The 26,461-nt window shown below is 43.6% G+C and carries 24 protein-coding genes; 9 read left to right on the forward strand and 15 right to left on the reverse strand.

From position 1 onward, the window contains the following. Positions 1-86: 86 nt before the first annotated feature. Positions 87-647, forward strand: a complete 561-nt coding sequence (locus tag Aso01_RS08620) for a peroxiredoxin (RefSeq protein ID WP_004935340.1) — start codon at positions 87-89, stop codon at positions 645-647. Between the two features lie 46 nt (positions 648-693). Here the strand turns inward: Aso01_RS08620 and Aso01_RS08625 are convergent, their stop codons facing one another. The 3 genes from Aso01_RS08625 to Aso01_RS08640 all read right to left on the reverse strand — a co-directional run bounded on the left by Aso01_RS08625 (position 694) and on the right by Aso01_RS08640 (position 3,131). Continuing rightward, a complete protein-coding gene (locus Aso01_RS08625) occupies positions 694-1,455 on the reverse strand; it encodes a BapA/Bap/LapF family prefix-like domain-containing protein (protein ID WP_004935337.1) in 762 nt (253 codons plus the stop codon). 183 nt (positions 1,456-1,638) lie between these two features. Beyond that, positions 1,639-2,103: a heteropolymeric bacterioferritin subunit Ftn gene (gene ftn, locus Aso01_RS08630; protein WP_004935333.1), complete on the reverse strand. Its 465-nt coding sequence runs from the start codon at positions 2,101-2,103 to the stop codon at positions 1,639-1,641. Between the two features lie 257 nt (positions 2,104-2,360). Further along, entirely contained in the window at positions 2,361-3,131 is a 771-nt protein-coding gene (locus tag Aso01_RS08640; RefSeq protein ID WP_228127970.1) for a PDZ domain-containing protein, read from the reverse strand. Between the two features lie 139 nt (positions 3,132-3,270). Between Aso01_RS08640 and Aso01_RS08645 the strand changes: the two genes are divergently transcribed. After that, positions 3,271-4,326 (forward strand): SDR family oxidoreductase, encoded by a 1,056-nt coding sequence (locus tag Aso01_RS08645; protein ID WP_004935329.1) that lies wholly within the window; start codon positions 3,271-3,273, stop codon positions 4,324-4,326. Positions 4,327-4,471: 145 nt separating this feature from the next. On the opposite strand, the gene ligA is transcribed toward Aso01_RS08645, so the two are convergent. The 5 genes from ligA to Aso01_RS08670 form a co-directional block, all read right to left on the reverse strand. Then, entirely contained in the window at positions 4,472-6,502 is a 2,031-nt protein-coding gene (ligA, locus tag Aso01_RS08650) for an NAD-dependent DNA ligase LigA (RefSeq protein WP_004935327.1), read from the reverse strand. A gap of 79 nt (positions 6,503-6,581) precedes the next feature. Further along, on the reverse strand, positions 6,582-7,553 hold the full coding sequence (locus Aso01_RS08655; RefSeq protein ID WP_004935325.1) for a cell division protein ZipA C-terminal FtsZ-binding domain-containing protein: 972 nt from the start codon (positions 7,551-7,553) through the stop codon (positions 6,582-6,584). A 1-nt stretch (position 7,554) separates the two neighbouring features. Further along, positions 7,555-11,004, reverse strand: coding sequence for a chromosome segregation protein SMC (gene smc / locus Aso01_RS08660; RefSeq protein ID WP_004935321.1), 3,450 nt, complete (start codon positions 11,002-11,004; stop codon positions 7,555-7,557). Positions 11,005-11,099: 95 nt separating this feature from the next. Next, entirely contained in the window at positions 11,100-11,807 is a 708-nt protein-coding gene (locus Aso01_RS08665) for a GntR family transcriptional regulator (RefSeq protein ID WP_004935317.1), read from the reverse strand. A gap of 210 nt (positions 11,808-12,017) precedes the next feature. Then, entirely contained in the window at positions 12,018-12,818 is an 801-nt protein-coding gene (locus Aso01_RS08670) for a sulfite exporter TauE/SafE family protein (RefSeq protein WP_004935314.1), read from the reverse strand. A 30-nt stretch (positions 12,819-12,848) separates the two neighbouring features. On the opposite strand from Aso01_RS08670, the gene Aso01_RS08675 reads away from it, so the two are divergent. Next, positions 12,849-13,619 (forward strand): biotin--[acetyl-CoA-carboxylase] ligase, encoded by a 771-nt coding sequence (locus Aso01_RS08675; protein WP_004935311.1) that lies wholly within the window; start codon positions 12,849-12,851, stop codon positions 13,617-13,619. After that, positions 13,616-14,353 carry a pantothenate kinase gene (locus Aso01_RS08680; protein ID WP_004935308.1) on the forward strand — a complete coding sequence of 246 codons (738 nt, stop codon included), beginning with the start codon at positions 13,616-13,618 and terminating at the stop codon, positions 14,351-14,353. The genes Aso01_RS08675 and Aso01_RS08680 overlap by 4 nt, the downstream gene beginning before the upstream one ends. A 44-nt stretch (positions 14,354-14,397) precedes the next feature. On the opposite strand, the gene ffh is transcribed toward Aso01_RS08680, so the two are convergent. Further along, complete coding sequence (ffh, locus tag Aso01_RS08685) at positions 14,398-15,807, reverse strand: signal recognition particle protein (RefSeq protein ID WP_004935305.1); 1,410 nt, start codon at positions 15,805-15,807, stop codon at positions 14,398-14,400. Between the two features lie 145 nt (positions 15,808-15,952). Here ffh and Aso01_RS08690 point away from each other — a divergent pair, with 145 nt between their 5' ends. From Aso01_RS08690 to Aso01_RS08700, 3 genes are all read left to right on the forward strand, one after another. Further along, positions 15,953-16,762 (forward strand): cytochrome C assembly family protein, encoded by an 810-nt coding sequence (locus Aso01_RS08690; protein ID WP_004935303.1) that lies wholly within the window; start codon positions 15,953-15,955, stop codon positions 16,760-16,762. A gap of 94 nt (positions 16,763-16,856) precedes the next feature. Further along, positions 16,857-17,789, forward strand: a complete 933-nt coding sequence (locus tag Aso01_RS08695) for a tRNA dihydrouridine synthase (protein ID WP_039909844.1) — start codon at positions 16,857-16,859, stop codon at positions 17,787-17,789. Positions 17,790-18,096: 307 nt separating this feature from the next. After that, the gene (locus Aso01_RS08700) at positions 18,097-19,527 is read left to right on the forward strand and encodes an outer membrane protein transport protein (RefSeq protein ID WP_004935298.1); all 1,431 of its coding nucleotides are present in this window, start codon (positions 18,097-18,099) and stop codon (positions 19,525-19,527) included. Positions 19,528-19,579: 52 nt separating this feature from the next. Here the strand turns inward: Aso01_RS08700 and thrH are convergent, their stop codons facing one another. Beyond that, positions 19,580-20,197 (reverse strand): bifunctional phosphoserine phosphatase/homoserine phosphotransferase ThrH, encoded by a 618-nt coding sequence (thrH, locus tag Aso01_RS08705; protein ID WP_004935295.1) that lies wholly within the window; start codon positions 20,195-20,197, stop codon positions 19,580-19,582. A 182-nt stretch (positions 20,198-20,379) separates the two neighbouring features. Between thrH and Aso01_RS08710 the strand changes: the two genes are divergently transcribed. After that, on the forward strand, positions 20,380-21,114 hold the full coding sequence (locus Aso01_RS08710) for a phosphoadenylyl-sulfate reductase (RefSeq protein ID WP_004935291.1): 735 nt from the start codon (positions 20,380-20,382) through the stop codon (positions 21,112-21,114). Positions 21,115-21,285: 171 nt separating this feature from the next. Further along, positions 21,286-22,692: a WS/DGAT/MGAT family O-acyltransferase gene (locus Aso01_RS08715; protein WP_004935288.1), complete on the forward strand. Its 1,407-nt coding sequence runs from the start codon at positions 21,286-21,288 to the stop codon at positions 22,690-22,692. A gap of 56 nt (positions 22,693-22,748) precedes the next feature. On the opposite strand, the gene Aso01_RS15865 is transcribed toward Aso01_RS08715, so the two are convergent. From Aso01_RS15865 to mreC, 5 genes are all read right to left on the reverse strand, one after another. Further along, complete coding sequence (locus tag Aso01_RS15865; RefSeq protein WP_004935285.1) at positions 22,749-22,922, reverse strand: PA1571 family protein; 174 nt, start codon at positions 22,920-22,922, stop codon at positions 22,749-22,751. 137 nt (positions 22,923-23,059) lie between these two features. Continuing rightward, on the reverse strand, positions 23,060-24,514 hold the full coding sequence (gene rng, locus Aso01_RS08720; protein WP_004935282.1) for a ribonuclease G: 1,455 nt from the start codon (positions 24,512-24,514) through the stop codon (positions 23,060-23,062). Positions 24,515-24,553: 39 nt separating this feature from the next. Next, entirely contained in the window at positions 24,554-25,120 is a 567-nt protein-coding gene (locus Aso01_RS08725; RefSeq protein ID WP_004935278.1) for a Maf family nucleotide pyrophosphatase, read from the reverse strand. Further along, a complete protein-coding gene (gene mreD, locus Aso01_RS08730; RefSeq protein ID WP_004935277.1) occupies positions 25,108-25,599 on the reverse strand; it encodes a rod shape-determining protein MreD in 492 nt (163 codons plus the stop codon). The genes Aso01_RS08725 and mreD overlap by 13 nt, the downstream gene beginning before the upstream one ends. Continuing rightward, positions 25,586-26,443 carry a rod shape-determining protein MreC gene (mreC, locus tag Aso01_RS08735; protein ID WP_004935273.1) on the reverse strand — a complete coding sequence of 286 codons (858 nt, stop codon included), beginning with the start codon at positions 26,441-26,443 and terminating at the stop codon, positions 25,586-25,588. Before mreC ends, mreD begins: the two co-directional genes overlap by 14 nt. Between the last annotated feature and the right edge of the window lie 18 nt (positions 26,444-26,461).

The following is a 26,461-nucleotide window of genomic DNA, read 5'->3' on the forward strand; positions in this document are numbered from 1 at the left end:
CCATGGCATAATCACATCAACACTACAGCAATCGATCTTCATCACTGCTAAAATACAGGCATTAAAAATAACAATTCTGGTTTATCATGATGAAAACTATCGCTTTATCAATCGCACTGGCACTGGCAGGTACAGTCACAACATCTACGATTGCCGCAAATCCTTTGAGTTCATCCAATCAAGCCGAGAAACAATGGGTCGGCCAGCCTGCCCCTGCATTTAGATTACAGGATCAAAATGGCAAATGGCACAGTTTGAATGACTACAAAGGTAAATGGGTGGTGTTGTATTTCTATCCAAAAGATAATTCTCCGGGCTGTACGCAAGAAGCCAATCAGTTTAAAGCGTTATACCCGCAATTTTTAAAGTCTAATGCTGTGGTGTTAGGCGTGAGCCTAGATGATGTCAAATCACATCAAAAATTTTCGGAAAAATTAGGGCTTAATTTTCCAATTTTAGCCGATAACAATCATGAACTTGCGAGCAAGTTTGGTATTGTACGTAATCTGGGCATTGTAAAAATTGCCAAACGTGAAAGTTTTCTGATCGATCCGAAAGGTACTATTGTATATCACTACACCAGCGTAGATACCCAGACCCATGCCAATGATGTCTTTAATGATCTTAAACGCTTTCAGGCGAAATAACTGTGTTTTCAAGTCATGCGAGGTGGGTACAAAGCCCACCTTGTCTTTATACAATGACAGAGTTGCTACTGATTAGATCTGTATAAAGATCGGTGCTGCTGGTATAAATCTCTAATGATGAAATGCTGGCAGTCGATGTTGTAGAAGAAGCATCGCTTTGATCTAAAATTTCACTGACTAGTGTAGCGACGTCATCACTGCTTGAATCTGTATTTGAAGTTGATGGCTCGCTCTGATCTTGTGCTGAATTGTCAGTTGCTGTTTCATCATCTGATTGAGTCGATGAAGATTCAGATACGACAACGACCGTATTTTCACTGCTATTAGTTGTGTTTGGTGCAGCCTCATTATTATTTTCTTCATGATCTTTATCTTTATGATCATGCGCCCAAAGCGCAATACCCCCTGCGGTTAAAGGAACGACTGCCCAAGACCAAACTGGCTCCATCGCCATTCCACCGCCGTGATACATCAGTGCATCAGTAGATTCAACACGCTCAAATATCAACTGCGGCTGAGAATTGCCTTGTGCCTCAATAAACTGCACCCAAGTGAGTTTCTGTGATTCATCTTGTAATACTAAGCTGTTCTGATTGGTTGAATGCTCGTTAAAAAACTGATCGATAATGATAATTTCACCATCTTTAAGCTTGATAATCATGCTTGTGCCGTCTTTGACGATTTCATCAATTTGATCCGAAGGTAAATTGGCAACAACTACAGAAGCTTGGTCAAGTTTTAATGAATTGTCTGAAAGCTCTTGCAAGACTTTATGATTTTCTTTACCAATCACACGGATTAAAGGCATTGATCTCCCCCCAATTAGAATTAAATGAATTCAAATAGTTAGATAATATAATTTGAGGTCTATTAAATACTGAAAAATAAAAAAAAAGAAAGGGATGGTCGAATAGCGAGATATAGCAATTTAGTTTTGGTTTTTATGAAGAAAAATAAAATAAAAACTCAGCCGGAGCTGAGTTCAAGAGTCTTACATTTGAGACTGAATATAATTTTGAAGGCCCATCAGTTCAATTAAACGAAGCTGTTTTTCAAGCCAATAGGTATGATCTTCTTCGGTATCCGACATTTGCGCACGAAGCATATCACGCGTCACATAATCAGCTTTTTCTTCACAGAGCTTCACGCCATCAGCAAGTTTCTGGCGAACATGATATTCCAAGGCCAAATCGGCTTTCAAACAAGTAACGACATCTGTACCCACCTCAATGTCATCACGATGCATGTTTGGTGTTCCCTCTAGGAACAAAACACGACGAATGATGGCATCGGCATGCGAAGCTTCTTCTTGCATTTCGTGATCGATACGCTCATAAATTTTACTCAAACCCCAGTCTTCATACATTCTGGAGTGAATCAGATATTGATCACGAGCAGCCAGTTCGCCACCGATCAACATGTTGAGATAGTCTATGACTTCTGGATTGCCACGCATTTCAATTCTCCCATATTCTTTGGTTATTATGCGCAAACTGCACATGAATTGCAAAGCTTTTACACCTTAACTCACTGATTTTTATAAAATTAAAATGATAAACATACGCATTTACAGTTCGAGTTATCCTATTTTGTTGATTGAAATGAGTGGTTTGCGATCATTTTCTAGCAAAAATTTAAATGGTAGACCTTGATCTAAGAGCGTTTATCTTTTTGTAACAAAACACAATGCTTCTTATTTCATAATAGTATTTATTAAAGAATGATAATTTCTTTCATTATTTTTTCTCCTTTTCGTAAAATTTCCAGCTGTATATTACCCTTCTTTAAGTAATTTGAGATATCAACAAAATGATTAACATCCCGAACTTCAATATCATTTATTTTTAATATAATGTCATTCTCTACAAGCCGGTTAAATGCTGGAGACGAGTTCTTAATGACTTTTACTTTTATACCCTGTGTATAACCTACTTTTGATTGATCTGTATCTGATAAATCAACTGGATAAATACCTGTAATTGAGTCAAATTTGTAAAAGTAACTCACCTTATATTTTTTTTGAGGATTATATACAGGGACACTTTCTGTTAATCCATTTGAAGTATTACTTCCAAAAAAATGATCATTTGATCTTTGGTTTTGCGAATTCTGTGGTGCAGGATTTAAAAAAGTATAATATCCATACATATTTTCTGATGGCTGATCACTAAATACGACGATTGATGCACCTAACATATCGGCACGTTTTTCCATATCTGAAACGATATATTCATAACCTTTAGCGCTATCTTGTACATCGAACTTTTTAGATTGTATAGGTACAAAACCTTCATTTAATAATTGGAGTGTGGTTGCGTCAAAGTCTTCGGTTTTAAATACTTTGGCTTTGACAAACTTGGAGCGGTCGTGCTTTTTAAAAAATGGAATAGGTATATAAATGTTTGCGAAGCTTCCGTTGGTTAAAGCAACAATAATTAAAGCTGTGATCAGTTTTTGAAAGATCAATCGAAATTTTTTATTCATTTTAGACATTTAAAGTGTAGATTATTATCATCACATAAATTAACAATTGATTGATAGAATGTCTATAAATGATGCAGCAAATATTTTAAGATAATTCTATAAAATTCAATCTTTTCAAAAATATTAATCTGGCGGAAATATGAATAAAAACACACCTATTCTTGTCACAGGTGCGACTGGATATGTCGCTGGTTGGATTATCGAGCGACTATTAGGTCAAGGCTTTACAGTTCATGCCACAGTAAGAGATCCATCCCAGACTCAAAAACTTCAACATCTCGTAGACATTGCAGAAAAATCTTCTGGGCAAATTCATTTTTTTAAAGCAGATCTTCTCGATCAAGGTGCTTTCGATACAGCGATGCAGGGCTGCGAAATCGTGATTCATACCGCATCACCCTTTGTGATCACCAATTACAAAGATGCCGTAAAAGATATTATCGAGCCAGCAGTAAAAGGCACTGAAAATGTGCTTGAGTCGGTCAATCGTACAGCCTCGGTGAAACGCGTCGTGGTGACCTCAAGTATTGCCGCTACCTATGGTGATGCCATCGAAATTAAACAAACGCCACATAACGCATTTGATGAAAGCTGCTGGAATACAACCAGTAGCGAAACCCATCAGCCTTACTCTTATTCTAAAGTTGCTGCCGAACGTAAAGCATGGGAAATGGCTGAGCAACAAGATCGTTGGTCTTTGGTATGTATCAATCCGGCATTGGTGATGGGGCCTTCTCTGACCGCTTCTAGCCAGTCTGGAAGTATTGAGTTACTACAACAGTTTGCTAACGGTGTGACCTTGTTTGGTGTTCCGCCTATGTGGAACGGTATCGTCGATGTACGCGATGTAGCCGATGCACATGTGGCTGCTGCACTCAATGATGATGCACACGGACGATATATTGTTTCTGGCGGAAGTTTAAGCCTTTTGGAAATGGGTAAAGCACTGACGCAATGTTTTGGTTATCGCTTTCCATTTCCGCATTTTACTGTGCCTAAAAAAGCATTTTCGCTGATTGGGCCATTGCTTGGATACTCTCGTGAATTCATCAAACTGAATATGGGCTATCCAATATATTTTGATGCAACACGAAGTCAAAAAGAACTCGGAATTCGCTATCGCAACATAGAAGCAAGTGTCTGTGAACATTTTCAGCAATTACTTGATGATGGTGTCATTAAAAAACGAATCTAATTTTTCGAATAAGCAAAAAGTAGTTGTACCTCGTTTTGGCAAAAAAAGGCAGTCCAAAGACTGCCTTTTTTAATAATGCTTGTTTTAATGATGCTCGAATCAATCATCCAATATAGATTCAAGAGCCATAAGCGGTGAGATACCTTTAAGCGTTGTATTGCGCTAAAAATGCTAAAAACTCATCTTCATTCATCACTCGAACTTGCAGTTTTTCTGCTTTGTCGAGTTTACTACCCGCTTTCTCACCCGCCACAACACATTTGGTTTTACTCGATACACTTCCGCTCACACGCGCACCCAATGCCTGCAAGCGCTGTGTGGCTTCGTCACGCCCCATGGTACTTAACGTCCCCGTAACCACCCAGCTTTCACCATTGAGTGGCTGACGTGTCGGAGCAATCGGTGCATCCCAGTGAATTCCCGCTGCCAGTAGGCGTTCAATAACTTCGACATTGTGCTCTGCCAAAAAGAAATCGTAGATCCATTCTGCGGTAATATCACCGACATCTGGCGTTTTTTTCAGCATGTCGACATCGGCCTGTTTCAAGGCATCCAGTGTCTGGAAGGTATTGGCCAGCATTCGGGCCGTTGTTTCGCCCACACCTCGAATACCGAGTGCATAGATAAAACGTGCCAATGTGGTTTTTTTACTGGCTTCAATCGCATCAATCAAGTTTTGTACAGATTTCTCACCCATTTTTTCAATGGTGAGCAATTTTTCACGGTGCTCGTGTAAATGATAAATGTCTGCAACATCTTTAAGTAAATCAAGATGCAGCAATGACTCCACCCAACGGTCTCCCAAGCCTTCAATGTCCATGGCTTTACGTGATACAAAATGACGAATGGCTTCGATACGCTGTGCGGCGCAGTACAAACCACCCGAACAACGCGCCAGTGCTTCACCTTCAGGCATCACCACAGGGGATGAACATACCGGGCATTGTGTTGGTAAATGCACTTCAACTGCATTTTCAGGGCGAAATTCTGGCCAGACTTTCTCCACCTTTGGAATCACATCTCCACTACGATATACACTGACCCGATCGCCAATACGCACATCTAAACGGTGAATTTCACCGATATTATGCAGTGTCACGTTAGATACCGTCACGCCACCCACCAAAACAGGCGTCAGACGTGCCACTGGCGTCAGTGTTCCAGTACGCCCAACCTGCCAGTCAATATTTTCGACTGTGGTCATGGCAACTTCTGCAGGAAACTTATAGGCGGTGGCCCAGCGCGGCTCACGGCTTAAAAAGCCCAGTTGCTGCTGCTGTTTCAGATCATCGACTTTAATGACCATGCCATCAATTTCAACTGCCAGTTGAGGCCGCTCTTGCTGTATTTGCTCGTAGCGCTGCTGGACTTCCTGAATCGATGAGCACAGAAACTGACGCTCCGCAATCTCAAAACCCAGCGCTGTTAACCATTGCAAGCTTTCATGCATACTGGTCAAGCCATGTGCAGGCTCACACTGTGCAATACCATAGGCATAAAATGCCAAGGGACGCGATGCTGCAATACTCGGATCAAGCTGTCGTAAACTTCCAGCTGCGGCATTACGCGGGTTTGCAAATGTTTTTTCACCCTTGGCCTCGTTGGCCGCATTTAAACGTTCAAAACCGAGCTTTGGCATCAAAACCTCACCACGCACTTCTAAGAAGCGCGGAACAGGCTGTGAACTATGATGTAAATGTTTCGGTAAATTGCGAATGGTTTTCACGTTTTGGGTAATGTCTTCACCTGTTTCACCATCGCCACGTGTGACCCCACGCACCAGTTTTCCATCTTCATACCACAGTGAAATCGCCAGACCATCCAGCTTTAGCTCGACATCATACTGAATCTGTTGATTGGGCAAGCGCTCTTCAATCCGGCGTGCAAAAGCAAATAAATCTTCTTGATTAAATACATTCCCCAGCGACAGCATCGGAACTGTATGCGTTACGGTTTGAAATTTTGTTAATGCCTGCCCACCTACGCGATTGGTGGGTGTATCTGCCTGTACCAGATCAGGATGATCGGCCTCAAGTGCTTTAAGCTGATGAAACAACTGGTCATATTCGTTATCGGTAATGGTGGGTTGATCCATCACGTAATAAGCATGATTGTGTTTTGCGATTAATTGAATCAGCTGCCGCATCTGCGCAACAATATCAGCAGGTTGCATCATAAAATTTCACCATATAAAAGGGCGGAAACATCCGCCCTCAATTTTGTCGTATTGCTTATCAGTATAAAAGATTTTTAGCTTAAACTGATGCCTGTGATGAACGATAGTCAATCACATGGTGACGCCAGTGTTCTTTCAACTGTGGTGTCAGTTCATTGTTGTTTTCATCATACACTTTACCGTCAATTTCTCGGGCAACCAGACCTGCAATACTTGCCATCATGTCAAAGCCAGTGAGCGCATTGTTATGCGGCAGTGCCAAGAAAAAAGCCAAACCTTGTACTTGCTCGACCGATAATGCTTCAAGATCAAAACCTGCCGGACCGTTATCGGTCATGCGAAGTACAGAGAACATGAGCGGGCTTGGTTCATCGGTTTTTTCATAACGATGAAAGCAAGAGAGTTCACCAAAACGTAAACCATATTTCAGCAATACTTTTAGCGTTTTATCGCCCGAAAGCGCACGGCGCGGATTTGGATAAACATTCAGTGCCAAAATTTGTTCCGCTGTAGCTAAAGCACTTTCGTCATCAAACTGTTGTTGCTGAGATAAATGCACATCAAGAAGGCTACTTTCGCCGTCAAATTCTGCAATTTCAACCGTTGCAACATCTGGATTAAGCTTAAGTTCAGCCTCCTTAGGCTCTGGCTGAGTTTCAGGTTTCACCGCAGATTCAGTCACTGGTGTCGTGGCGGTAGATTCTGTATTAAGCGGCTGGAGCACCACGACATCGGACTGTGTGGCAGCTGGAGCAGCAGACGCTGGTTCTGCTGGATTTGCTTCTGTCGCTACAGACGCAGATTTTGGATCATCTTGCTCATCTGGAATCGCCTGCAATGTAGGCTCTCTACGCTCGTTTTGTTCAGGCGCCTGAGCAGGAAGCTGATCTCGCACATGACGCGGAATGATCGGCTGATTACTTTGAGAGTCAATGTGTAATTCACTTTCGAGAGAAGGTTCAGCGGGTGTTGATCTTTTAAGCAGTAGTTTTAACCCAATAATCATGATGATCACGGCTACAACAATACCCACAATCGTGGTGACTTCCATACTATGACTCCGTAACTAACCCGTATTCTTTTGCTTCTTCCAAATTAACGGTAACTAATTTAGAGGTGCCCGGTTCTGGCATGGTGACCCCCAGTAAATCAGTTGCCATTGTCATTGCAAGTTTATTATGTGTAATGTAAATGAATTGCACGTGCTCAGATAGTTCTTTTACCAAATTACAAAAGCGTTGTACATTGGCGTCATCTAGCGGTGCATCCACTTCGTCCAGCACACAAAAAGGCGCCGGATTTAATCGAAAAATTGCAAATACCAATGCCAAAGCGGTTAATGCTTTTTCACCGCCGGAAAGCAGCGCCAGCGAACTGTTACGCTTACCTGGTGGTCGTGCCATTAGTTTTACACCCGATTGCCAGTCATCTTCAAGACTTAATGCAGCCTCACCGCCATTAAATACCTTTGGAAACAGATCTTGCAGTTCGTGATTGACTCGATCAAATGTGGTCATAAACAGTTTACGGGTTTCTAAATCAATGCTTTTCATGGCATCTTTGAGCTGATTGACCGTGTTTTCCAAATCTTGCATCTGATGATTCAATTCATCGAAACGTGCAGAAACCTCTTCATACTCTTGAGAGGCTGCTAAATTGACTGCACCGAGTTTTTCAAACTGCTTGAGGGTTTTATCGAGCCGTTGCTGATGCGACTCAAGATCAATTTTTAGGCCGGTACATGTTTGTGCATTGAGCGCCTCAAGCTGTTCTTGATAGTGCGCCAAATCCGATTTTGTGGCCTGCCATGCCAAACGTTTTTGTTCCAGCGCAGCACGGATCTTCTCATCTTTTTGCTCAGTATCATGGCGCTGCTCAGTCAGTGTCTGCTGTTTTTCCTGAACATGATTCAACTCCAGTTGCCACTCTTTCCACTGCTTTTGCAGGGCTTCAGTTTTTTGAAACTGCTCGGAAAACTCGGTTTCTAACGCGGGCAGCTCCAGTTGTACCGGATCGACAAATTTTTTCGCTTGCTCCATTTGTGCCACAATCTGCTGCATTTGCGTTTTTAAAAACGATAGATCTTTTTCAAGTAGCTCAATTTGCTGCTGGGTCTGTGCCAACTGACGACTGCATAACTCACGTGTTTGCTGATGCTGCTGTAATTGCTCAAATGCCTGCTCTTTTTGCTCGGTGAGCGTTTCCCACTCGAGTTGCTGAATTTTATATTGCGGCAAATGTGCATCTAATTTCAACTGTAGAGCGTGTAAGTCGATCTCCAGATCATCACGCTGCATGGCATCTTCTTCAAGCTGCTGCTCAAGCTGAGTTAGCTGTTGCTGTAGTTGCTGTTGTTGCAGGACATACGCTTGTGCGGAAGCATGTTGGCGTGCAATTTCAAGCTCAGTTTTTTGCACAAGCGGCCGTAGATCTTTGAGCTCACGCTGAATCTGCTGCATATTTTGCTGCTGCATCTCACATTGCTGCTCAAGCGTTTGCCACGCGTTCATCAGCGTTTCACGCTGAGCGATACATTGCGGTAATTCATGGGCTATTTCTTCGAGCCGAATACGGTGACTGAGCATGCCACTGCTCTGACTTTGATGGTCATAATCTAGACCAATCATCCAGTCTCTGGCCACATGATAACCGTCGAGCGTCAATAAACTCTGCCCCACACTCAATGAGGATTGCAAAGCTAATGCAGCATCTAATGTGGCAATGATCCAGATATCATTCCAAAGTGAGAGCTGCGGTGCTTCAATCCAGTCTGCCAAAGCGACTAAGTTGGCAAATGATCTCTGCGGCGCCATAGTTACCGGACGAACCTGACGGGCAATTTCACTTTGAAAGGGTTGATGTTGATCTAAATAATGCGCGTCCATCCAGCGGTTATACAGTTTCTCGATCAAACTAGCGTATGAACGCCCCGCTTCTTTGAGTTGTAATACTTGTAAAAGTTGCGTGCTACCTACCTGAGATTTACTACTTTGCTTGGTTACCAGTTGTTGCAGATTTTTCTGCTCTGTTTGCAACACCTTGATTTGTGTTTCAAGCGGATCGAGCTGGGCTTTTTGCTGCGCCTGTTGCGCGTGCAACTGTGTAAGTACAGCATTTAGCTCATCTCGTTTTTGCTCAAGCGCAAAAACCTCATGCTGCTGCTGTTCAAGTGCATGCTGTAATTCACGTTGTGCGTTATCTTGCACCTGTGATGAGATATGCGCAAGCTGCTGCTGTAAGGTCTGTTTTTGCTGCTGGGTACGATCAATCGATTTTCCCAGTTGCTCCATTTGAGCTGTCATTTGAGACTTTTGCTGTTGATACTTTTCAATCTGGGCTTTGAGTTGCTCAAATTGCGATTGAACCTGTACATGCTGTGTCTGTAAATCGGCATAACGCTGCTCAGCCTGTTGTGTATCGGCTTCAGCTTGATGCCAGTCAGTATTTTGCTGCTCTATCTGTTCATGTAAATGTTCAAGTTGAATATCACTCAGCTGGATACGCTCTTTGGTTTGCGCTTTTTGTTGCTCAAGTTGGCCAAGCGTTACGCTATTTTGCTGAAACAAACTCTGTTTTTGTTCCAGCACCATTTTAAGCTCAGCAGATTTTTTTTCGGCAGATTGCCATTCGGTTTGCAGGGGTGTCGATTGTTGAATTAAGCGCTGAAACAAGGCACTGGTCGATTCAAGATCATGTTCGATAGTATTGAGTTCTGAGCGAATCAGTTTAAATTCTTCGCCTAATGCGTTCATCTGCACGGTATATTCTTGTTGTAGGTGCAGGCTTTGTTCAGATTGAAAGGATAAAATTTCAATTTTGAGCGTTTTGATCTCTTGTTCAAGCGTTTTATATTGAATAGCTGCTTCGGCTTGACGCTTAAGCGTTTTGAGCTGACTTTTTAACTCAAGTGCAATATCGTCCAGCCGTGCCAAGTTCTGCTCGGTATGTTCAAGATGTTGAAGCGTTTCACGGCGGCGTGCCTGATAACGTGAGACACCTGCGGCTTCTTCAATAAATACACGCATTTCTTCGGGTTTGGCATCAATCAGGCGGTTGATCATGCCCTGCTCGATGACAGCATAGGAACGCGGCCCAAGGCCTGTTCCCAAGAAAATATCGGTAATATCACGACGACGACAGCGCGTACCATTTAAAAAGTATTCGGACTTTCCATCGCGATTCACCTGACGGCGTACTGCAAGCTCCGAATAGGCATTGTAGGTGCCGCCTAATTTTCCGTAGGTGTTTTCAAAACGTAATTCGACACTGGCCATTCCCACAGGTTTACGTTTTGCCGTTCCGGTAAAAATCACATCCTGCATGCTGCCGCCACGCAATTGACGGGCATTGGATTCGCCCATCACCCAGCGTATGGCATCGATTACATTGGATTTACCGCAACCATTAGGCCCCACAACCGCTGTACGGTTGGCTTTAAAGTGCAAAGTGGCACTATCAGCAAAAGATTTGAAGCCCGCAAGTTTTAAACTGCTTAAACGCATAGTGTCTCAATCAATCCAGAAATATGATGTCTATTATTTATACATGCCTCAATGCAGGCACATATCTCATCATCTGGTGTGGATACTTGAAACGATTAGCGCGTCGAAGAACGACGTGAACGGCGCGCCCATGCCAGTTCGATCTGTTTCATGCGCGTCAAGGAGTCCAACACCAAGTTACGCAAGTGTCGGCAAAAATCTTCCATAAATAAAGTGGCTTGATGTGATTTTCGGATTAAAATTGCATCAATCACCAGCTTAAACAGCGCAAAAGCCTCCTGTAACTCGCGTCGGGAGGTATTTAAGGTTAAAAAATAACTACGGCGCAACGAGGGCAACAGCTCTTTATAAAATTTCATTAAATAGGGATTTCCCACGATATCATGCTGGGCAGCCAAATAGTCGAAAATGCCATCGTAAAATTTTTCGGTGTCACCTGCTTTAACTTGCTCTTCAAGCTGCACAAGCAAATGTTGTAATTGCTCTGCTTCATGTCCGCGCCAGCTTTCACTCAGGCGCTGCACAATGTGCCCCAGTACCAACACACTGCTGTCAAATAAAGCTTTGACTTGCTGTGAGGACATTTCGGACACGATCGCACCGCGACGCGGAAAGATGTCAATCAGATGCGTACGCTCAAGCAGCAACAAAGCCTCACGCACTGAGCCACGACTCACGTCAAGCTCTTTAGCAATGCGAAGCTCCTGAATACGCTCACCTTCGACCAATTCCCCTACAATAATTTGCTCACCGATCCGTCGTGCAATGTGTTCTGAAAGACTGTCTACGTCATCAAGATTCATGGCTCACCTTTTTTCATTTTTTATTGGACGCACTTGTGCCAATCCTGCATGGTGTTTATTGTTTTTAACTGATTTGAATCTAATATTGCTATGTCTTTGTCTAACAATTTTATTGCATTTTAAGCCAATTGCCGTCTTTTACAGGATGACTGTGCATTTCTGTATGCGCTGCGCCATTTAAAAAAGATCAATCAACTGGCTCAGGTTTAATTAAGATAAGCCTTGATAAATAAAGTAAATGCCTACCGTGGTCAATAAGCAAGCAAAACATTTTTTTAACATGGCAGGCGATAACTGATGTGCCACACGAGCCCCCAATTTGGCAGTGATAAAGCTCATGATACTGATGCCCATAAACGCATAGAGATGAATATAGCCAATTGCATTCGGAACAGAAACGTGCTGTTGATAACCAAACCACATAAAGCCAAGTGCCCCCGCAATGGCAATCGGTAAGCCACAGGCAGCCGAAGTAGCAACTGCCTGCTGCATCACCACGCCATTTTTATTCAAATAAGGTACGGTCAGGCTGCCACCGCCAATTCCGAAAATAGCGGAAGCCACACCGATGCCTCCCCCTGCCAGAATTTGCATGGCGCGTGACGGCAAAGATTGTGTCTGGTCAACCACAGTATGAGCGCCTTTAAACATTTTAAATGCTACCCAAATTGCAAAACTGCCAATAATCATTTGCAGATGCGGACCAGACAATAGATCGGCAATTCCCGCTCCAACCAATGATCCGATCACCAGCCCAGGCGCCATATTTTTAAATACATGCCAGAGTACCGCACCTTTTTTATGATGTGCCATCACAGAGCTGATCGAGGTCACAATAATGGTCGCCAGAGACGTACCCACCGCCATGTGCATGATCACGGTAGGATCATACTGAAGCTGATGAAACACCACGTATAAAATTGGAATAATAATTAACCCACCACCTACACCAAATAAGCCTGCGGCAAATCCAGCGATTGCACCAATAGCCAGATATATGATTAACTCCATAAATAATTTTCCACTTTTCTCAGATTCAACATGGATTTAGAGACACGTATACTCAGACAACGTCTTTTAGACGCACAGCAACTGCCAGAAATTCTTCTTCTCAAAGAAAGCACCACATCGACCAACGATGATGTGCGTGAGCTTGCGCAAAAAAATGTTGCAACTGCATTGGTGTGCAGCCAGATTCAGACCCAAGGACGGGGCCAGCACCAGCGCGAATGGATTTCACCCAAAGGTAACATTTATTTAAGCACACTGGTCAATACTCAAACAACGCTTGATGGCCGTCTGGCACTTGAAATTGCATTAAATATCTTACAAATGCCAGCTTTAAGCGAGCTTAAATTACAGGTGAAGTGGCCGAATGATTTATATAGCCTACAAGGTAAATGGGGAGGTATTCTGGTCGAGCCGTTATCACCTCATCAGGCGATTGTTGGCGTAGGCATGAATCTGGTCACACCCATGCAGTTGCCGACTGATCAGGCAGTTACTTCGCTGAGCGATTTGGGGCTACTTCAGGCAGACCGGACAGAGCTGATTGCGCAGCTCTACCTTGCTATTCAAAATGCCAAGGACTGGTTTGATCATGGCTGCTATAACCTCGACCAGCGATTTAACCATTATGCTGCCTTTATGCACCAGGCCATCCGTTTTGAGCATCATCAGGGTCACATTACGGGTAGTTTTGAAGGTATTAACAGCGAAGGTGCGGTGATGGTGCATGATCAAGAGGGCCTGAAGCATTTTTATCAAGGTCGTATGCGTCTGATTCAGCATGAAGATGGATCGGCGCTATGAAACAGTTATGGCTCGATATCGGCAACACCCGATTAAAATACTGGATCACTCAAAACGGTGAGACGATTGAACATGCTGCCGAGCTGCATTTGCAATCACCTGCGGATTTACTGCTCGGCCTTATCCAGCACTTTAATCATCAGAAAATTCAGCGTGTCGGTGTCTCTTCGGTACTCGATGCAGAAAATAATGCCCGTATCCAGCAAATTCTCGCCCGATTAAATATTCCAATTGTCATGGCTCAAGTGCATGCCGAGTACGCACAACTCAAATGTGGCTACGAGCAACCTGCCCAGCTTGGAATCGATCGTTGGCTACAAGTTCTGGCGGTTGCCCAGCCTGATCGAAATGTATGTGTGATTGGCTGCGGTACCGCTCTGACGATCGATTTGGTTCAAGGCCACCAGCATTTGGGTGGCTATATTCTGCCGAATTTATATTTGCAGCGTGATGCGCTGATTCAAAATACCAAAGGCATTAAAATTCCAGATTCTGCCTTTGATGATCTTGATCCGGGACACAACACCATAGATGCCGTACATCACGGGATTTTACTGGGATTGGTCAGTACAATTGAAGCCATTATGCAGCGTACACCGCAGCAATTGGTTTTAACGGGTGGCGATGCGCCTTTATTTGCTAAATTCTTACAGCATTATTCCCCACAAATCGAATCTGATCTTTTACTCAAAGGCTTACAGCATTATCTACAGCATCAGCCCGCTTGTACCTAAAGCATAAAAAAGGCGCCGTAGCGCCTTTTTTATGCTGTTTAAGCTTATTTCTTGTCGTCTTTTCCGCCAAACAATGGTCCGACACCACCGCCACCGCCAAACTGCTTTTGCAGATTGCCGAATGAACGCATCATTTTGCTCATGCCAGACGGATTGGCAAATTTTTTCATCATTTTTGCCATCTGACTGTGCTGTTTAAGCAATTTATTGATTTCAGAAACATCCATACCACAACCAGCCGCAATACGTTTTTTACGGCTTGGATTGATAATATCTGGATTTTTACGCTCTTTAGGCGTCATCGACTGAATAATGGCTTCCATTTTCTTGACTTGCTTTTCAGGATTGGCCTGCTCAATCGCCTGCTGGATACCTGAATTGCTCATGCCTGGAAGTTTATCCAGAAAGCCCATCATGCCGCCCATTTTTTTCATCTGTTCAAATTGCATTAGCATGTCTTCCAAATTGAAAGTACCGCCCTTTTGCAATTTTTTCGCCATTTTTTCGGCTTTTTCTTTGTCGATTTTGCGCTCGACTTCTTCCACCAGTGACAAAACATCACCCATGCCAAGAATACGCTGTGCGATACGTTCAGGATGGAACGGCTCGAGAGCATCGAGCTTCTCGCCCATACCCAAGAACTTAATCGGTTTACCAGTAATTGCACGAACAGAAAGTGCTGCACCACCGCGTGCATCACCGTCGGTTTTGGTCAAAATCACACCCGTCAATGGTAAAGCATCGTTAAATGCTTTCGCAGTATTGGCAGCATCCTGACCAGTCATGGCATCGACCACAAACAAGGTTTCTGTCGGTTTGATCGAGGCATGTAATGCTTTAATTTCGCCCATCATGTCTTCATCGACATGTAAACGACCTGCGGTATCGACAATCAGTACATCGGCAAACTGAATTTTGGCTTGCTCAATGGCACGGTTGGCAATATCAATCGGCTTCTCATTGGCATTCGATTCAAAAAAGATCGCGCCAACTTCGCCCGCTACCGTCTGTAGCTGCTTGATCGCAGCCGGACGATATACGTCGGCAGATACCATCGCGACTTTTTTCTTTTGGCGTTCTTGTAAAAAACGTGCAAGCTTTGCAGCCGTGGTGGTTTTACCCGCACCTTGCAAACCGGCAAGTAACACCACCACGGGTGGTTTTGCCGCAAGATCGAGGCTTTCATTGGCCTCACCCATCATTTTGGTCAGTTCGTCATGCACAATTTTGACGAATGCCTGCCCAGGGGAAAGCTGAGTCATCACTTCCTGACCCAATGCCTGTTCCTTAACTTTCGCGATAAATTCACGAGTTACAGGTAACGCAACATCAGCTTCAAGAAGTGCCATACGTACTTCACGTAAGGTATCTTTAATATTGTCTTCGGTTAGCTGCCCTGAGCCAGTAACATTTCTTAAACTCTGCGTGAGTCGTTCTGTTAAGGTATCAAACATTGCAAAATCCGCTAAAAATGGCCAGTTGCAAAAAAATCTTTCTCAAAATAGAAAATTTATGCATAAGATGCTATAGGATACTGTAGTTCGCCGCGAATTTATATCTCATCTAGATGAATATTCTAAATCCCGAAAAAGGTTTGACATGATCAGTCTCCCGTTGGTTTATACCATTTTGGCACTTATTGCGTATACGACCTCATTCTGGTATCTGTTTATGCACTTGATGTCAAAACATAATCCCAACTCTTGGCTTATTGGCAGTGTGGTCAGTTTAGGTTTGGCGTTGCATGCAGCTGTTTTATATAACAGTATGCTGACTCCGCTTGGAATCAATTACGACGTATTTAACCTTATTTCATTTACTTCAGGTCTCATGCTACTCATGAGTCTGATTTTTAGTACGTTTCGGCCTATTTTGGCACTGAATCTCATCGGAATTCCCGTGGCAGCCACGGGTCTTATTTTAGGCTATGCGTTTAGTCGACCAGATCAGTTCATTGAAAGGCACAGCCTCGGTCTAGACCTACATATTATCTTGTCTCTATCTGCCTATGCTGTACTGCTGATGGCAACCATTCATGCAATTTTGCTTTGGTTTCAAGATCGCGAACTCAAAAAGAAGCAAAAACATCGCTTCTGGGTGAATCTATTGCCTCCGTTTCAGGCCATGGAATCCTTGTTATTCGATTTGCTGCGTACTGGTTTTGTGCTTTTAACCGTCGCGCTGGCTTTTGGCTTTTTTACCGTTGAAAATTTCTTGGGCCAGCATCTGGCTCACAAGACCGTGTTTAGCATAATTTCATGGATCATCTATGGCGCTCTCTTGATTGGTCATGCCAAATTTGGCTGGCGAGGCCAAAAAGCCATTCGCTTTACCCTGATCGGCTTTATTTTACTTGCCATCGGATTTATTGGCAGCAAAATGATTTTAGAGCTCATTCTGGGTATTTGATGCTTGCTGTTTTAAGCCACATGTCATGACTGGACATCGCCTGTAAAAATGCGTATAACGCTCTGGTTTATTCAAACCAGTCAGGGTATATACGTTGAAACTCATTCTTGCACCAATGGAAGGTTTAACCGATCCGATCATGCGTGATGTGCTCACTCATGTTGGCCGCTTTGACTGGTGCGTAACCGAGTTTATCCGTGTTACCGATAGCGTATTGCCCGACCATGTGTATTACAGCTATTGCCCAGAGCTTAAAAATAACGGTAAAACTGCGGCTGGTACGCCAGTCCATGTGCAGTTTCTGGGGAATAATCCGGATATGCTGGCAGCCAATGCTGAAAAAGTGGTGGCCTTGGGCGCACCTGCCATCGATCTGAATTTTGGCTGCCCAGCCAAAACCGTAAACCGACATCGTGGTGGATCAGTTCTACTCGATGAACCCGATGTGGTACATGAACTGGTCAAGGCGGTGCGCGATGCTGTACCTGCTCATATTCCGGTCTCTGCAAAAATGCGTCTGGGTTACCTCGATGAAAACCACACGATGGACAACGCCTATGCGATACAAGCCGCAGGCGCGAGCTGGCTGACGGTACATGCGCGAACCAAAGCAGATGGCTATACGCCACCAGCTTATTGGGAAAAAATTCAGCCAATTCAGGCCGCACTTGATATTCAAATAATTGCTAATGGTGAGATCTGGAACAACCAAGATGCCAAAGCCTGTCAAGCCCAATCACAGTGTGAGGACTTAATGTTGGGCCGTGGTGCAGTGACAACGCCTGACCTTACCCTATGTATTCGAGAAAACTCAGACCAGCCACTCATGACATGGTCAGATTTGGTGGTGCTGCAACAACGCTTTTTGAGTGGTCAATTCAAAACCGAAGTGGGAATGATTGGCCGCTATAAGCAGTGGTTGGGCATGATGACCAAGGCCTACCCTGAAGCAAAAAGTTTATGGGATGAGGTCAAGCGTATTAAACAGCTTGATGAGATTCTCCTTAAACTTGAGAAAGTCCAATGATTAAGCTCATTGCGATTTGATGGATTGAACTAGCTACACAATTCAATCTACGAAAATCCATAATGATTTCATAGTTCAGCTCTATCTTGCACACAAATTGATCAAATATAAACCATAAACAATGCGTAAAGCGAAAAATTTATACTAATTGGTTCATTTCCAGCATTTACACGCCTGTGAATTGTGTTATTTTTGTACCACGGAGTAACTTTTTGATTTTCGGCATTTAGATCGAAAGGAAAAAGTTTAAACATCAGTTCCATGAAGGAACACCATAATAAAACATTGATGTTCAAGGGAAAATACAATGAAATTAAAACACTTAAGTACGGCTGTATTACTTGCAAGCTTACCAATGACTGGCGCCTTTGCAGCAGCGCTAGACCGTTCGGGTCAGTCTATGTCGGGATTCTTGCAACCAGGAAATTATTTTGAAGCAGGCATTTCTATTCTAGATCCAGATGTTTCGGGTAAAGAAGCAGGAAGCAGCACCACACGTCGTAACATTGGTGACATGGCGGAAGATTATTATTTCCCAAGCGCGGTGCTCAAACTACAAGTGGCCGATCATTTTTCATTTGGTTTACTTTACGATCAACCCTTCGGAGCCAAAGCAGAATATTCTGGCAATAATGTGTTCGTATCGAATCCGGGTACCGACTCTGTTTTATCAGCCAAAGCAATTGATGATATTGTCACCAGCCGAGCTGAGGCAGCATTAAAAGCACAAAACATTCCCATCACAGATCAAACACGCGCAGTAGCTAGAGCGCAAGTTTTAGCTAGCCCTCAGTTTCAACAGCTTGCTGGTGCATTGACTGCAGCAGGTGGATTCTTAGGTCGTGGTGCCACTCAAGTTGAGGTTGACTCACAAAATTTAGCCTTTGTTTTTGGCTTCCAACCTAACCAAAACTGGAATTTCTATGCGGGCCCTGTGTATCAAACAGTTAAGGGGAACGTAAAACTCAGAGGTCAAGCATACAGTCTGTATAATGGCTACGATGCCAATATTAAAGAAACCAGTGGCGTAGGCTGGCTAGCCGGTGTTGCTTACCAAATTCCAGATATTGCCTTAAAGACATCTTTGACCTATCGCTCTGAAATTGATCACGATGTCAATATTGATGAAAATCTATCATTACTTAGCTTTCCAGCCTTAACAACTGTGCTTTCTGGTTTGGGTGTATCTGGTTCACAACTAGCAGCAATCAATAGCAATGGTAAAACCACGATTACTACACCTCAATCGGTGAATCTTGATTTCCAAACCGGAATCATGGCCAATACCGTTGCATTTGCCAATGTACGCTGGGTCAACTGGAAGGATTTTTCAATTCAACCTTACAAATTCGGCAAAGTATCCGAAGCAGTTGGTCCGCTAATTAGTCGCCCAAATGGTTTTAATCTGGTTGAATACTCAGATGATCAGTGGTCTGCTAATGTTGGTGTGGGTCGTAAGCTTAATGAGCAGTGGGCCGGCAACGTTTCTGTCGGCTGGGATTCAGGTGCTGGAAATCCAGTCACTACACTTGGGCCAACCGAAGGCTACTGGAATGTCGGATTGGGTGTGCAATATAGCCCACAACCGAATTACTTTATTGCAGGCGGGGTAAAATACTTCTGGCTGGGTGATGCCAAAGCACAGACGGGTGCACAAGCTGGAAGCAGCGACTATGTAGCAGAGTTCAGTGATAATCATGCTATTGCCTATGGCATGAAAATTGGCTACAAGTTCTAAGTAGGATTCAAATAAAAAAAGGCGCATCTAGCGCCTTTTTTATCGTTCAGTTTTACGCCGGAATATCACGCTGTGATACGGCACGAATCGCTTCTTTCAGCGCATCATAACCATGAATCGCTGGAAATTGAGGAAATTCTGCAATTACATTCTCTGGCGCATCAAACAAGAAACCATGATCGGCTTCACTCAACATCGTCGTGTCATTATAAGAATCACCGGCAGCAATGACACGGAAGTTTAAGCCATGCAACGCTTTGACTGCTTCGCGCTTTTGATCTGGTTGACGAAGTTTGTAGGCACTGATCATCCCCTTTTCATCTGTTTCGAGTTTATGGCAGAAAATAGTTGGCCAGCCCAGTTGCTGCATAAGCGGATGTGCAAACTCGTAAAATGTATCGGACAAAATAATCAATTGGAAATGCGTACGTACCCATTCCACAAACTCTTTAGCGCCCGGTAGTGGCCCCATGTCTGCAATTACGGCTTGAATATCATTTAGGCCTAAACCATGTTGCTTTAAAATATTAAGACGCTGAGTCATTAAAACATCGTAATCCGGAATATCGCGTGTGGTGGCTTCAAGCTCTTTGATTCCTGTTTTTTTTGCAAAATTAATCCAGATTTCCGGAACCAAAACACCCTCAAGATCAAGACATACGATTTCCATGGAAGACTCCAACTGTCAGTTTTAAAAATGGATGTATAATAGCATTAAGCTGATCAAAAATGGGTCATCGTTGAAGATTTGATTGTGTACCCCAAGATCGTTGATTTATTTATTCTAAATTCGGCACTTTAAAGAACGCTGCGCTATATAATACGCATCCAAGCCTGTTGCCAGGAGCCTATATGACCGCCATCCCTACTCTCGATTTGGTTGATGCACTCAATACCGAATATGCAGATAAGTATCCAACTGAAATTTTAGAACTTGCACTGAATCAAGAAGGTGAAATTGCAATTTCATTTTCGGGCGCCGAAGATGTGGTGCTGATTGATATGGCCTCTCGTTTGCGTAAACCGTTTCGCGTTTTTAGCCTCGATACAGGCCGTTTGCATCCTGAAACTTATCAGTTTATCGAAACGGTTCGTAAGCATTACAATATCGAGATCGAAATCTGTTTTCCAGAATCGGATGCGGTACAGCAGTTGGTGAAAGAAAAAGGCTTGTTTAGCTTCTTTGAAGATGGACATACTGAGTGCTGTGGAATACGAAAAGTTCAACCGCTTCGCAAGAAACTGGCCACACTCGATGGCTGGATTACAGGTCAACGAAAAGATCAAAGTCCGGGTACACGGAACGAAATTCCCGTTGTTCAAGCGGATGCTGGATTTTCTGGCCCCGGCAAACAGCTGATCAAATACAATCCGCTGGCTAACTGGTCGAGTGCCGATGTATGGAATTATATTCGCATGATGGAAATTCCATACAATCCGCTGCATGAACGTGGCTTTATCTCGATTGGCTGTGAACCATGTACCCGTCCGGTGTTGCCAAACCAGCACGAGCGTGAGGGGCGCTGGTGGTGGGAAGAAGCCACCAAAAAAGAATGTGGTTTACATGCCGGTAATGTGAATAAATAATTCAAAAAAAACCACTGTTATTACAGTGGTTTTTTTATGAACTCGCTATTCAACATAATTTGTTAGATTTATGTCGGCGAATAACGATATACTAGTTGTACGGTTCTATAATTCTAAAAACATAGCTCATATCAGGGTTATTATTATCATTGCAGTGAGGCAATCCACGCTATGCGCCCATTACATCCGATTGATTTTATCTTCTTGTCATTAGAAAAAAGACAACAGCCCATGCATGTCGGCGGATTATTTTTATTCCAGATTCCAGACAATGCACCAGCCACATTTATACAAGATTTGGTAAATGATATTCGTATTTCAAAGTCGATTCCTGTTCCTCCATTTAACAACAAACTCAACGGTTTGTTTTGGGATGAAGATGAAGAGTTCGATTTAGATCATCACTTTCGTCATGTTGCGCTGCCTCATCCAGCTCGAATTCGTGAACTTCTAGTATATATTTCTCAAGAGCACAGCACTCTGCTTGATCGTGCCAAACCTCTTTGGACCTGTAATATTATTGAAGGGATCGAGGGCAATCGTTTTGCCATGTATTTTAAAATCCATCATGCCATGGTGGATGGCGTGGCAGGTATGCGCCTGATTGAAAAATCTCTGTCTCACGATGTGAATGAAAAAAGTATTGTTCCACCTTGGTGTGTCGAAGGTAAACGTGCCAAACGCCTAAAAGAACCTAAAGTCAGTAAAATCAAAAAAATTATCACGGGGCTCAAAACACAATTACAGGCCACACCAACCGTAGTGCAAGAACTCTCACAGACGCTTTTTAAAGATATTGGTCGTAATCCCGATCATGTTTCAAGCTTTCAGGCTCCTAGCTCGATATTAAATCAGCGCGTGAGTTCATCACGCCGCTTTGCTGCGCAATCATTTGAACTGGATCGCTTTCGAGATATTGCCAAAGCTTTAGGCGTGACCATTAATGATGTGATTTTGGCGGTCTGCTCGGGCGCGCTTCGCGAATATTTACTTAGTCACAACAGCCTGCCTTCAAAGCCGCTCATTGCGATGGTTCCCGCTTCTGTTCGAGATGATGATTCCGACACCAGTAACCGTATCACCATGATTCTGGCCAATTTGGCAACACATAAAAATGATCCGCTTGAACGTTTGCAAATTATTCGTCGTAGCGTACAAAACTCGAAACAGCGTTTTAAGCGTATGACCAGTGATCAGATTCTTAACTATAGTGCGGTGGTTTATGGTCCTGCAGGCTTAAATATCTTGTCGGGGATTATGCCAAAACGTCAGGCATTTAATCTGGTCATCTCCAATGTACCAGGGCCACGAGAACCACTGTACTGGAATGGCGCCAAGCTCGATGCATTGTACCCTGCCTCAATTGTATTAGACGGTCAGGCGCTCAATATCACCATGACCAGCTATTTAGACAAACTTGAAGTCGGTCTGATCGCTTGCCGTAATGCCTTACCGAGTATGCAAAACCTTTTAACACATTTGGAAGATGAAATTCAGCGCTTCGAAGCAGTGATTGCAAACAATGATGCGGATTTAAGCGCTATTACCGACGTTAAAAAAGACGCCGCGGCGTCCTAATCTCTTTATTGTTATTCTGATCATTACAAACAAAACGAAAGGGCTGAAATAGCCCTTTAGTTTTTAATGGTACGACATTGTTTAAGTAATTGATGGCACACATTACGGATCATTGCGGTTGTGATCTGAACTTCTTTACCTTGATCATCTACCATATAACAAGATGCAGCCGTTTTGCTGTCGATCATATGCTTTAAACCTTGAGTTAATATTCTTTCACTAACATTCATGCGAGAGACCCCTTATATTTGCTAAGACTAATATGGGAGAAAAGTCTTTGGCTACGTTGTGTCCCTAGTATTGAAAATTCGCCAATAAAAGTAAAATTTCAGTTGTAACAAGGATTAAGCGAAATCTTGTTACATCTTTAACTCAAAATGATATCGTATTGCTCTTGCGTGTATAAATTTTCAACTTGGAATTTTATGACACGCGTGATGAAATGCTCAAGATCCGCGACGGCTGGCGCTTCTGCCGTAAGTAGCCGATCAATCACTAAAGGATGTGCGACAACAGTAAAGCCACTCTGTGATTCAAAAGCTCTCGCGTAACGTAAAATTTCTCGAAATATCTCGTAACAAACCGTCTCGGCTGTTTTGACATACCCCCGTCCCTGACAGGTCGGACACGATTCACAAAGTAAATGCTCTAACGACTCACGCGTACGTTTTCGGGTCATTTCAACCAAACCGAGCTCAGATACTTGTGTGATCTTAGTTTTGGCATGATCACGTTCGAGCATCTTTTGAAACTGGTTCATGACCTCTTCGCGGTGCGTCGCTTCCTGCATATCAATGAAATCAATGATAATAATTCCACCTAAGTTACGTAACCGTAACTGTCGTGCAATCACTTGCGTTGCTTCCATATTGGTTTTAAACACAGTGTCTTCAAGTGAGCGCCCACCCACATATGAGCCAGTATTGACATCAATCGTGGTCATGGCCTCCGTCTGATCGATCATCAGATAACCGCCAGACTTAAGCGCAACACGTGTTTGTAAGGCTTTTTGAATATCTTCTTCGACATTGTGCAAATCAAAAATCGGACGTTCACCCGGATAGTGAATCAGACGATTTTTAATATTAGGTACAAATTCATCGATAAATTCGCTGAGTTTGGTGTAAACCTCCCGAGAGTCCACATAGACCTTTGCAGTGTCTTCATTGGCCAGATCACGAATCACTCGTTGTGGAAGCGGCAGCTCTTCAAAAATCAAGCTTGGAACTACAGCCTGTTTTTGTTTACGCTGAATAAACTCCCAAAGTTTGGCCAAGTAACGCATATCCTGAACAATCGATTCTTCATCGACTCCTTCGGCTGCTGTGCGTACAATCACACTGCCCGGCAACTTTTGCTCGGCCTGAATGCGCTCAATAATGCCTCTTAAACGGTCGCGCTCTTCTTCTGCTTCGATGCGCTGCGACACACCTATATGATGGCCATACGGCATCATGACCAGATATCGCGAAGGTATAGATAAATCGGTGCTTAGGCGCGCGCCTTTGGTTCCCAGCATATCTTTCATCACTTGAACCGTGAGAACCTGCCCCGGATGTAGCAACTCAAATACATTCGGCGTAGGTTGAGCGCGTGGCCAGACCATATCATTGATATGTAAAAAAGCAGTCCGTGATAAACCGATATCGACAAAGGCAGCCTGCATTCCTGGCAAAACGCGCACAACTTTACCCATGTAAATGTTGCCCACCAAGCCCCGTTTAACAGTACGTTCAACAAATAGTTCGTTTACTGTTCCGTTTTGAATTAATGCCACCCGACACTCCATGGGCGTGACATTAATAAGTAATTCTTCCGACATAAAAAAACTCAAAGCGTTATAAAAATTCTTGTTTCAGAGTTAATTTAAGGCCTTAACTCGTTGTAATAACTGTGTTAGCTCGTGCAAAGGCAAGCCCACTACATTGGTATAACTACCTTCTATACGCGGAATAAACTGCGCAGCAATTCCTTGTATGGCATATCCGCCTGCTTTACCGATGGGTTCGCCTGTAGCCCAGTAGCGCTCCATATCAGTCAGACTGAGCGACTGGAATTCGACGGCGGTGCGCACACAAAGCGACTCGTGCTGATGTAGTGTTGCAACGCAGAGTCCGGTCAAAACCTCATGACGACGTCCTGAGAGTTCAGACCAAATCGCAAATGCATGTTGTTTTGATTCTGGTTTTCCAATGATCTTACCATCAACACTCACACTTGTGTCAGCAGCAATCACAATTGATTCAGGAAATTGACGTAAAATCGTATGGGCTTTTTCGACGGCTAAACGTTCAACATAGTCATGTGCCTGCTCATGATCGAGAACAGACTCATCAATATCTGGTGCATGCACCTCAAAGGTCAACCCCAGTTGACTGAGTAATTCGTGTCGTCTGGGGGAACTGGAAGCCAGTATTAAATGCGCCATCGTTTTAAACAATAGTACACAACAGGCCAAAATAAGATACTGGTCAAAAGCGGTTGCCAGTGTCGTGCCAGTGAAAAGCGCATATCACCTAGCGTTTGTGCAAACCAGATAAACAAAAGATGAGCTAAAATCGCCAATCCAGCAAGCGTCCAGATATTCCAAAAAGTTAAAATCCGGCGTTCACGGGTAAAGTAGCGCACAAAAAAGGTGATCAGTACAAAGCTTAACGCGTTTAAACCCAATGGTGCATCGAGCAGCAAATCGGTAAAAATACCCAACGCAAAGGCAAACCATACTCCACACCATGTAGGCTGGCACAGTACCCAAAACAGCATGATCATCAGCATGATCAGTGGGCGCCATCCTGAAATGTCATACGATAACGGGTACACCATTAGCACCGAGCCAATCACAATCGATAGGACGATCACCAATAATGGATCTTTAGATTTTTTTACACTGAGTTTAGCGATCGGCATACGGTTGCTCCATCGCCAAAGATTCCGAAAACAGTACCACGACATGATGACCGCTGGCCAATTGAGCCGCAGGCGTTACATCGATTTCGGCAAACTCGCCCGAATTGTGACGACGAACTTGAGATACAGTTCCAACCAAATATCCCGCAGGGAAATGCTCACCCAAACCAGAACTGTAAACTTTGTCGCCTACTTGAATATTGGCACTTGTTGCCACATATTCCATTTTCAGACGCCCCAAATCGCCAGTACCAGTGACAATTGCACGCATGCCTGTGCGCTCAAGCCGAACCGATAAGGAATGTTCTTTGTCTGATAGCAGCATGACACGGGAACTATGTGGATAGACATTAATAATTTGTCCCATGATACCTTTGTCATCGAGTACGGTTTGTCCGACTTTTAGATGACTATTTGCACCACGGTTAATAATAATGATATGACGAAGTGGATCTGCATCTGTACCGATCACTTCCGCAATTTCCATACGACCATCGATAATCAACGGCGTATCGAGTAACCCACGTAAACGGGTATTTTCTGCCGACAGCTCGGATAGTTTTTGCAGACGAACCTGTGCCTGAAGCAATTCAGCTTGCATCGCAGTATTTTCACGACGTAATTGAGCTTCAGATTTGGTTTGTTGATTGAGCCACTCTCGCGACAATACCGGATAGCTTGCCAGCGCATAAATTGGATTATACGCTGCATTCAAGACATCCCTTGCAGGCTGAATGACATGTGGCATGCGCCAGTTAAAAAACAGCACCACCACACTTGTAATCACTGCAATAATAAAGGAGCGAAAAGATGGCGGTTGTCTTGAAAAAAGATTCGGTTGCACCGCCTCGTTCCTATTGGA

This window comes from Acinetobacter soli, from assembly GCF_000760595.1.
Lineage (GTDB): Bacteria > Pseudomonadota > Gammaproteobacteria > Pseudomonadales > Moraxellaceae > Acinetobacter > Acinetobacter soli.

Excerpts from the sequence above, each read along its gene's own strand:
- Aso01_RS08675 (WP_004935311.1), top strand. The coding sequence starts at position 12,849 with ATGGATTTAGAGACACGTATACTCAGACAACGTCTTTTAGACGCACAG.
- Aso01_RS08645 (WP_004935329.1), top strand. The coding sequence starts at position 3,271 with ATGAATAAAAACACACCTATTCTTGTCACAGGTGCGACTGGATATGTC.
- Aso01_RS08670 (WP_004935314.1), bottom strand. The coding sequence starts at position 12,818 with ATGGAGTTAATCATATATCTGGCTATTGGTGCAATCGCTGGATTTGCC.
- Aso01_RS08715 (WP_004935288.1), top strand. The coding sequence starts at position 21,286 with ATGCGCCCATTACATCCGATTGATTTTATCTTCTTGTCATTAGAAAAA.
- Aso01_RS08655 (WP_004935325.1), bottom strand. The coding sequence starts at position 7,553 with ATGGAAGTCACCACGATTGTGGGTATTGTTGTAGCCGTGATCATCATG.
- Aso01_RS15865 (WP_004935285.1), bottom strand. The coding sequence starts at position 22,922 with ATGAATGTTAGTGAAAGAATATTAACTCAAGGTTTAAAGCATATGATC.
- Aso01_RS08665 (WP_004935317.1), bottom strand. The coding sequence starts at position 11,807 with ATGAATCTTGATGACGTAGACAGTCTTTCAGAACACATTGCACGACGG.
- smc (WP_004935321.1), bottom strand. The coding sequence starts at position 11,004 with ATGCGTTTAAGCAGTTTAAAACTTGCGGGCTTCAAATCTTTTGCTGAT.
- rng (WP_004935282.1), bottom strand. The coding sequence starts at position 24,514 with ATGTCGGAAGAATTACTTATTAATGTCACGCCCATGGAGTGTCGGGTG.
- Aso01_RS08625 (WP_004935337.1), bottom strand. The coding sequence starts at position 1,455 with ATGCCTTTAATCCGTGTGATTGGTAAAGAAAATCATAAAGTCTTGCAA.
- Aso01_RS08725 (WP_004935278.1), bottom strand. The coding sequence starts at position 25,120 with ATGGCGCATTTAATACTGGCTTCCAGTTCCCCCAGACGACACGAATTA.
- Aso01_RS08690 (WP_004935303.1), top strand. The coding sequence starts at position 15,953 with ATGATCAGTCTCCCGTTGGTTTATACCATTTTGGCACTTATTGCGTAT.
- Aso01_RS08710 (WP_004935291.1), top strand. The coding sequence starts at position 20,380 with ATGACCGCCATCCCTACTCTCGATTTGGTTGATGCACTCAATACCGAA.
- ftn (WP_004935333.1), bottom strand. The coding sequence starts at position 2,103 with ATGCGTGGCAATCCAGAAGTCATAGACTATCTCAACATGTTGATCGGT.
- Aso01_RS08680 (WP_004935308.1), top strand. The coding sequence starts at position 13,616 with ATGAAACAGTTATGGCTCGATATCGGCAACACCCGATTAAAATACTGG.
- ffh (WP_004935305.1), bottom strand. The coding sequence starts at position 15,807 with ATGTTTGATACCTTAACAGAACGACTCACGCAGAGTTTAAGAAATGTT.
- mreD (WP_004935277.1), bottom strand. The coding sequence starts at position 25,599 with ATGCCGATCGCTAAACTCAGTGTAAAAAAATCTAAAGATCCATTATTG.
- Aso01_RS08700 (WP_004935298.1), top strand. The coding sequence starts at position 18,097 with ATGAAATTAAAACACTTAAGTACGGCTGTATTACTTGCAAGCTTACCA.
- Aso01_RS08640 (WP_228127970.1), bottom strand. The coding sequence starts at position 3,131 with ATGAATAAAAAATTTCGATTGATCTTTCAAAAACTGATCACAGCTTTA.
- thrH (WP_004935295.1), bottom strand. The coding sequence starts at position 20,197 with ATGGAAATCGTATGTCTTGATCTTGAGGGTGTTTTGGTTCCGGAAATC.
- Aso01_RS08620 (WP_004935340.1), top strand. The coding sequence starts at position 87 with ATGATGAAAACTATCGCTTTATCAATCGCACTGGCACTGGCAGGTACA.
- ligA (WP_004935327.1), bottom strand. The coding sequence starts at position 6,502 with ATGATGCAACCTGCTGATATTGTTGCGCAGATGCGGCAGCTGATTCAA.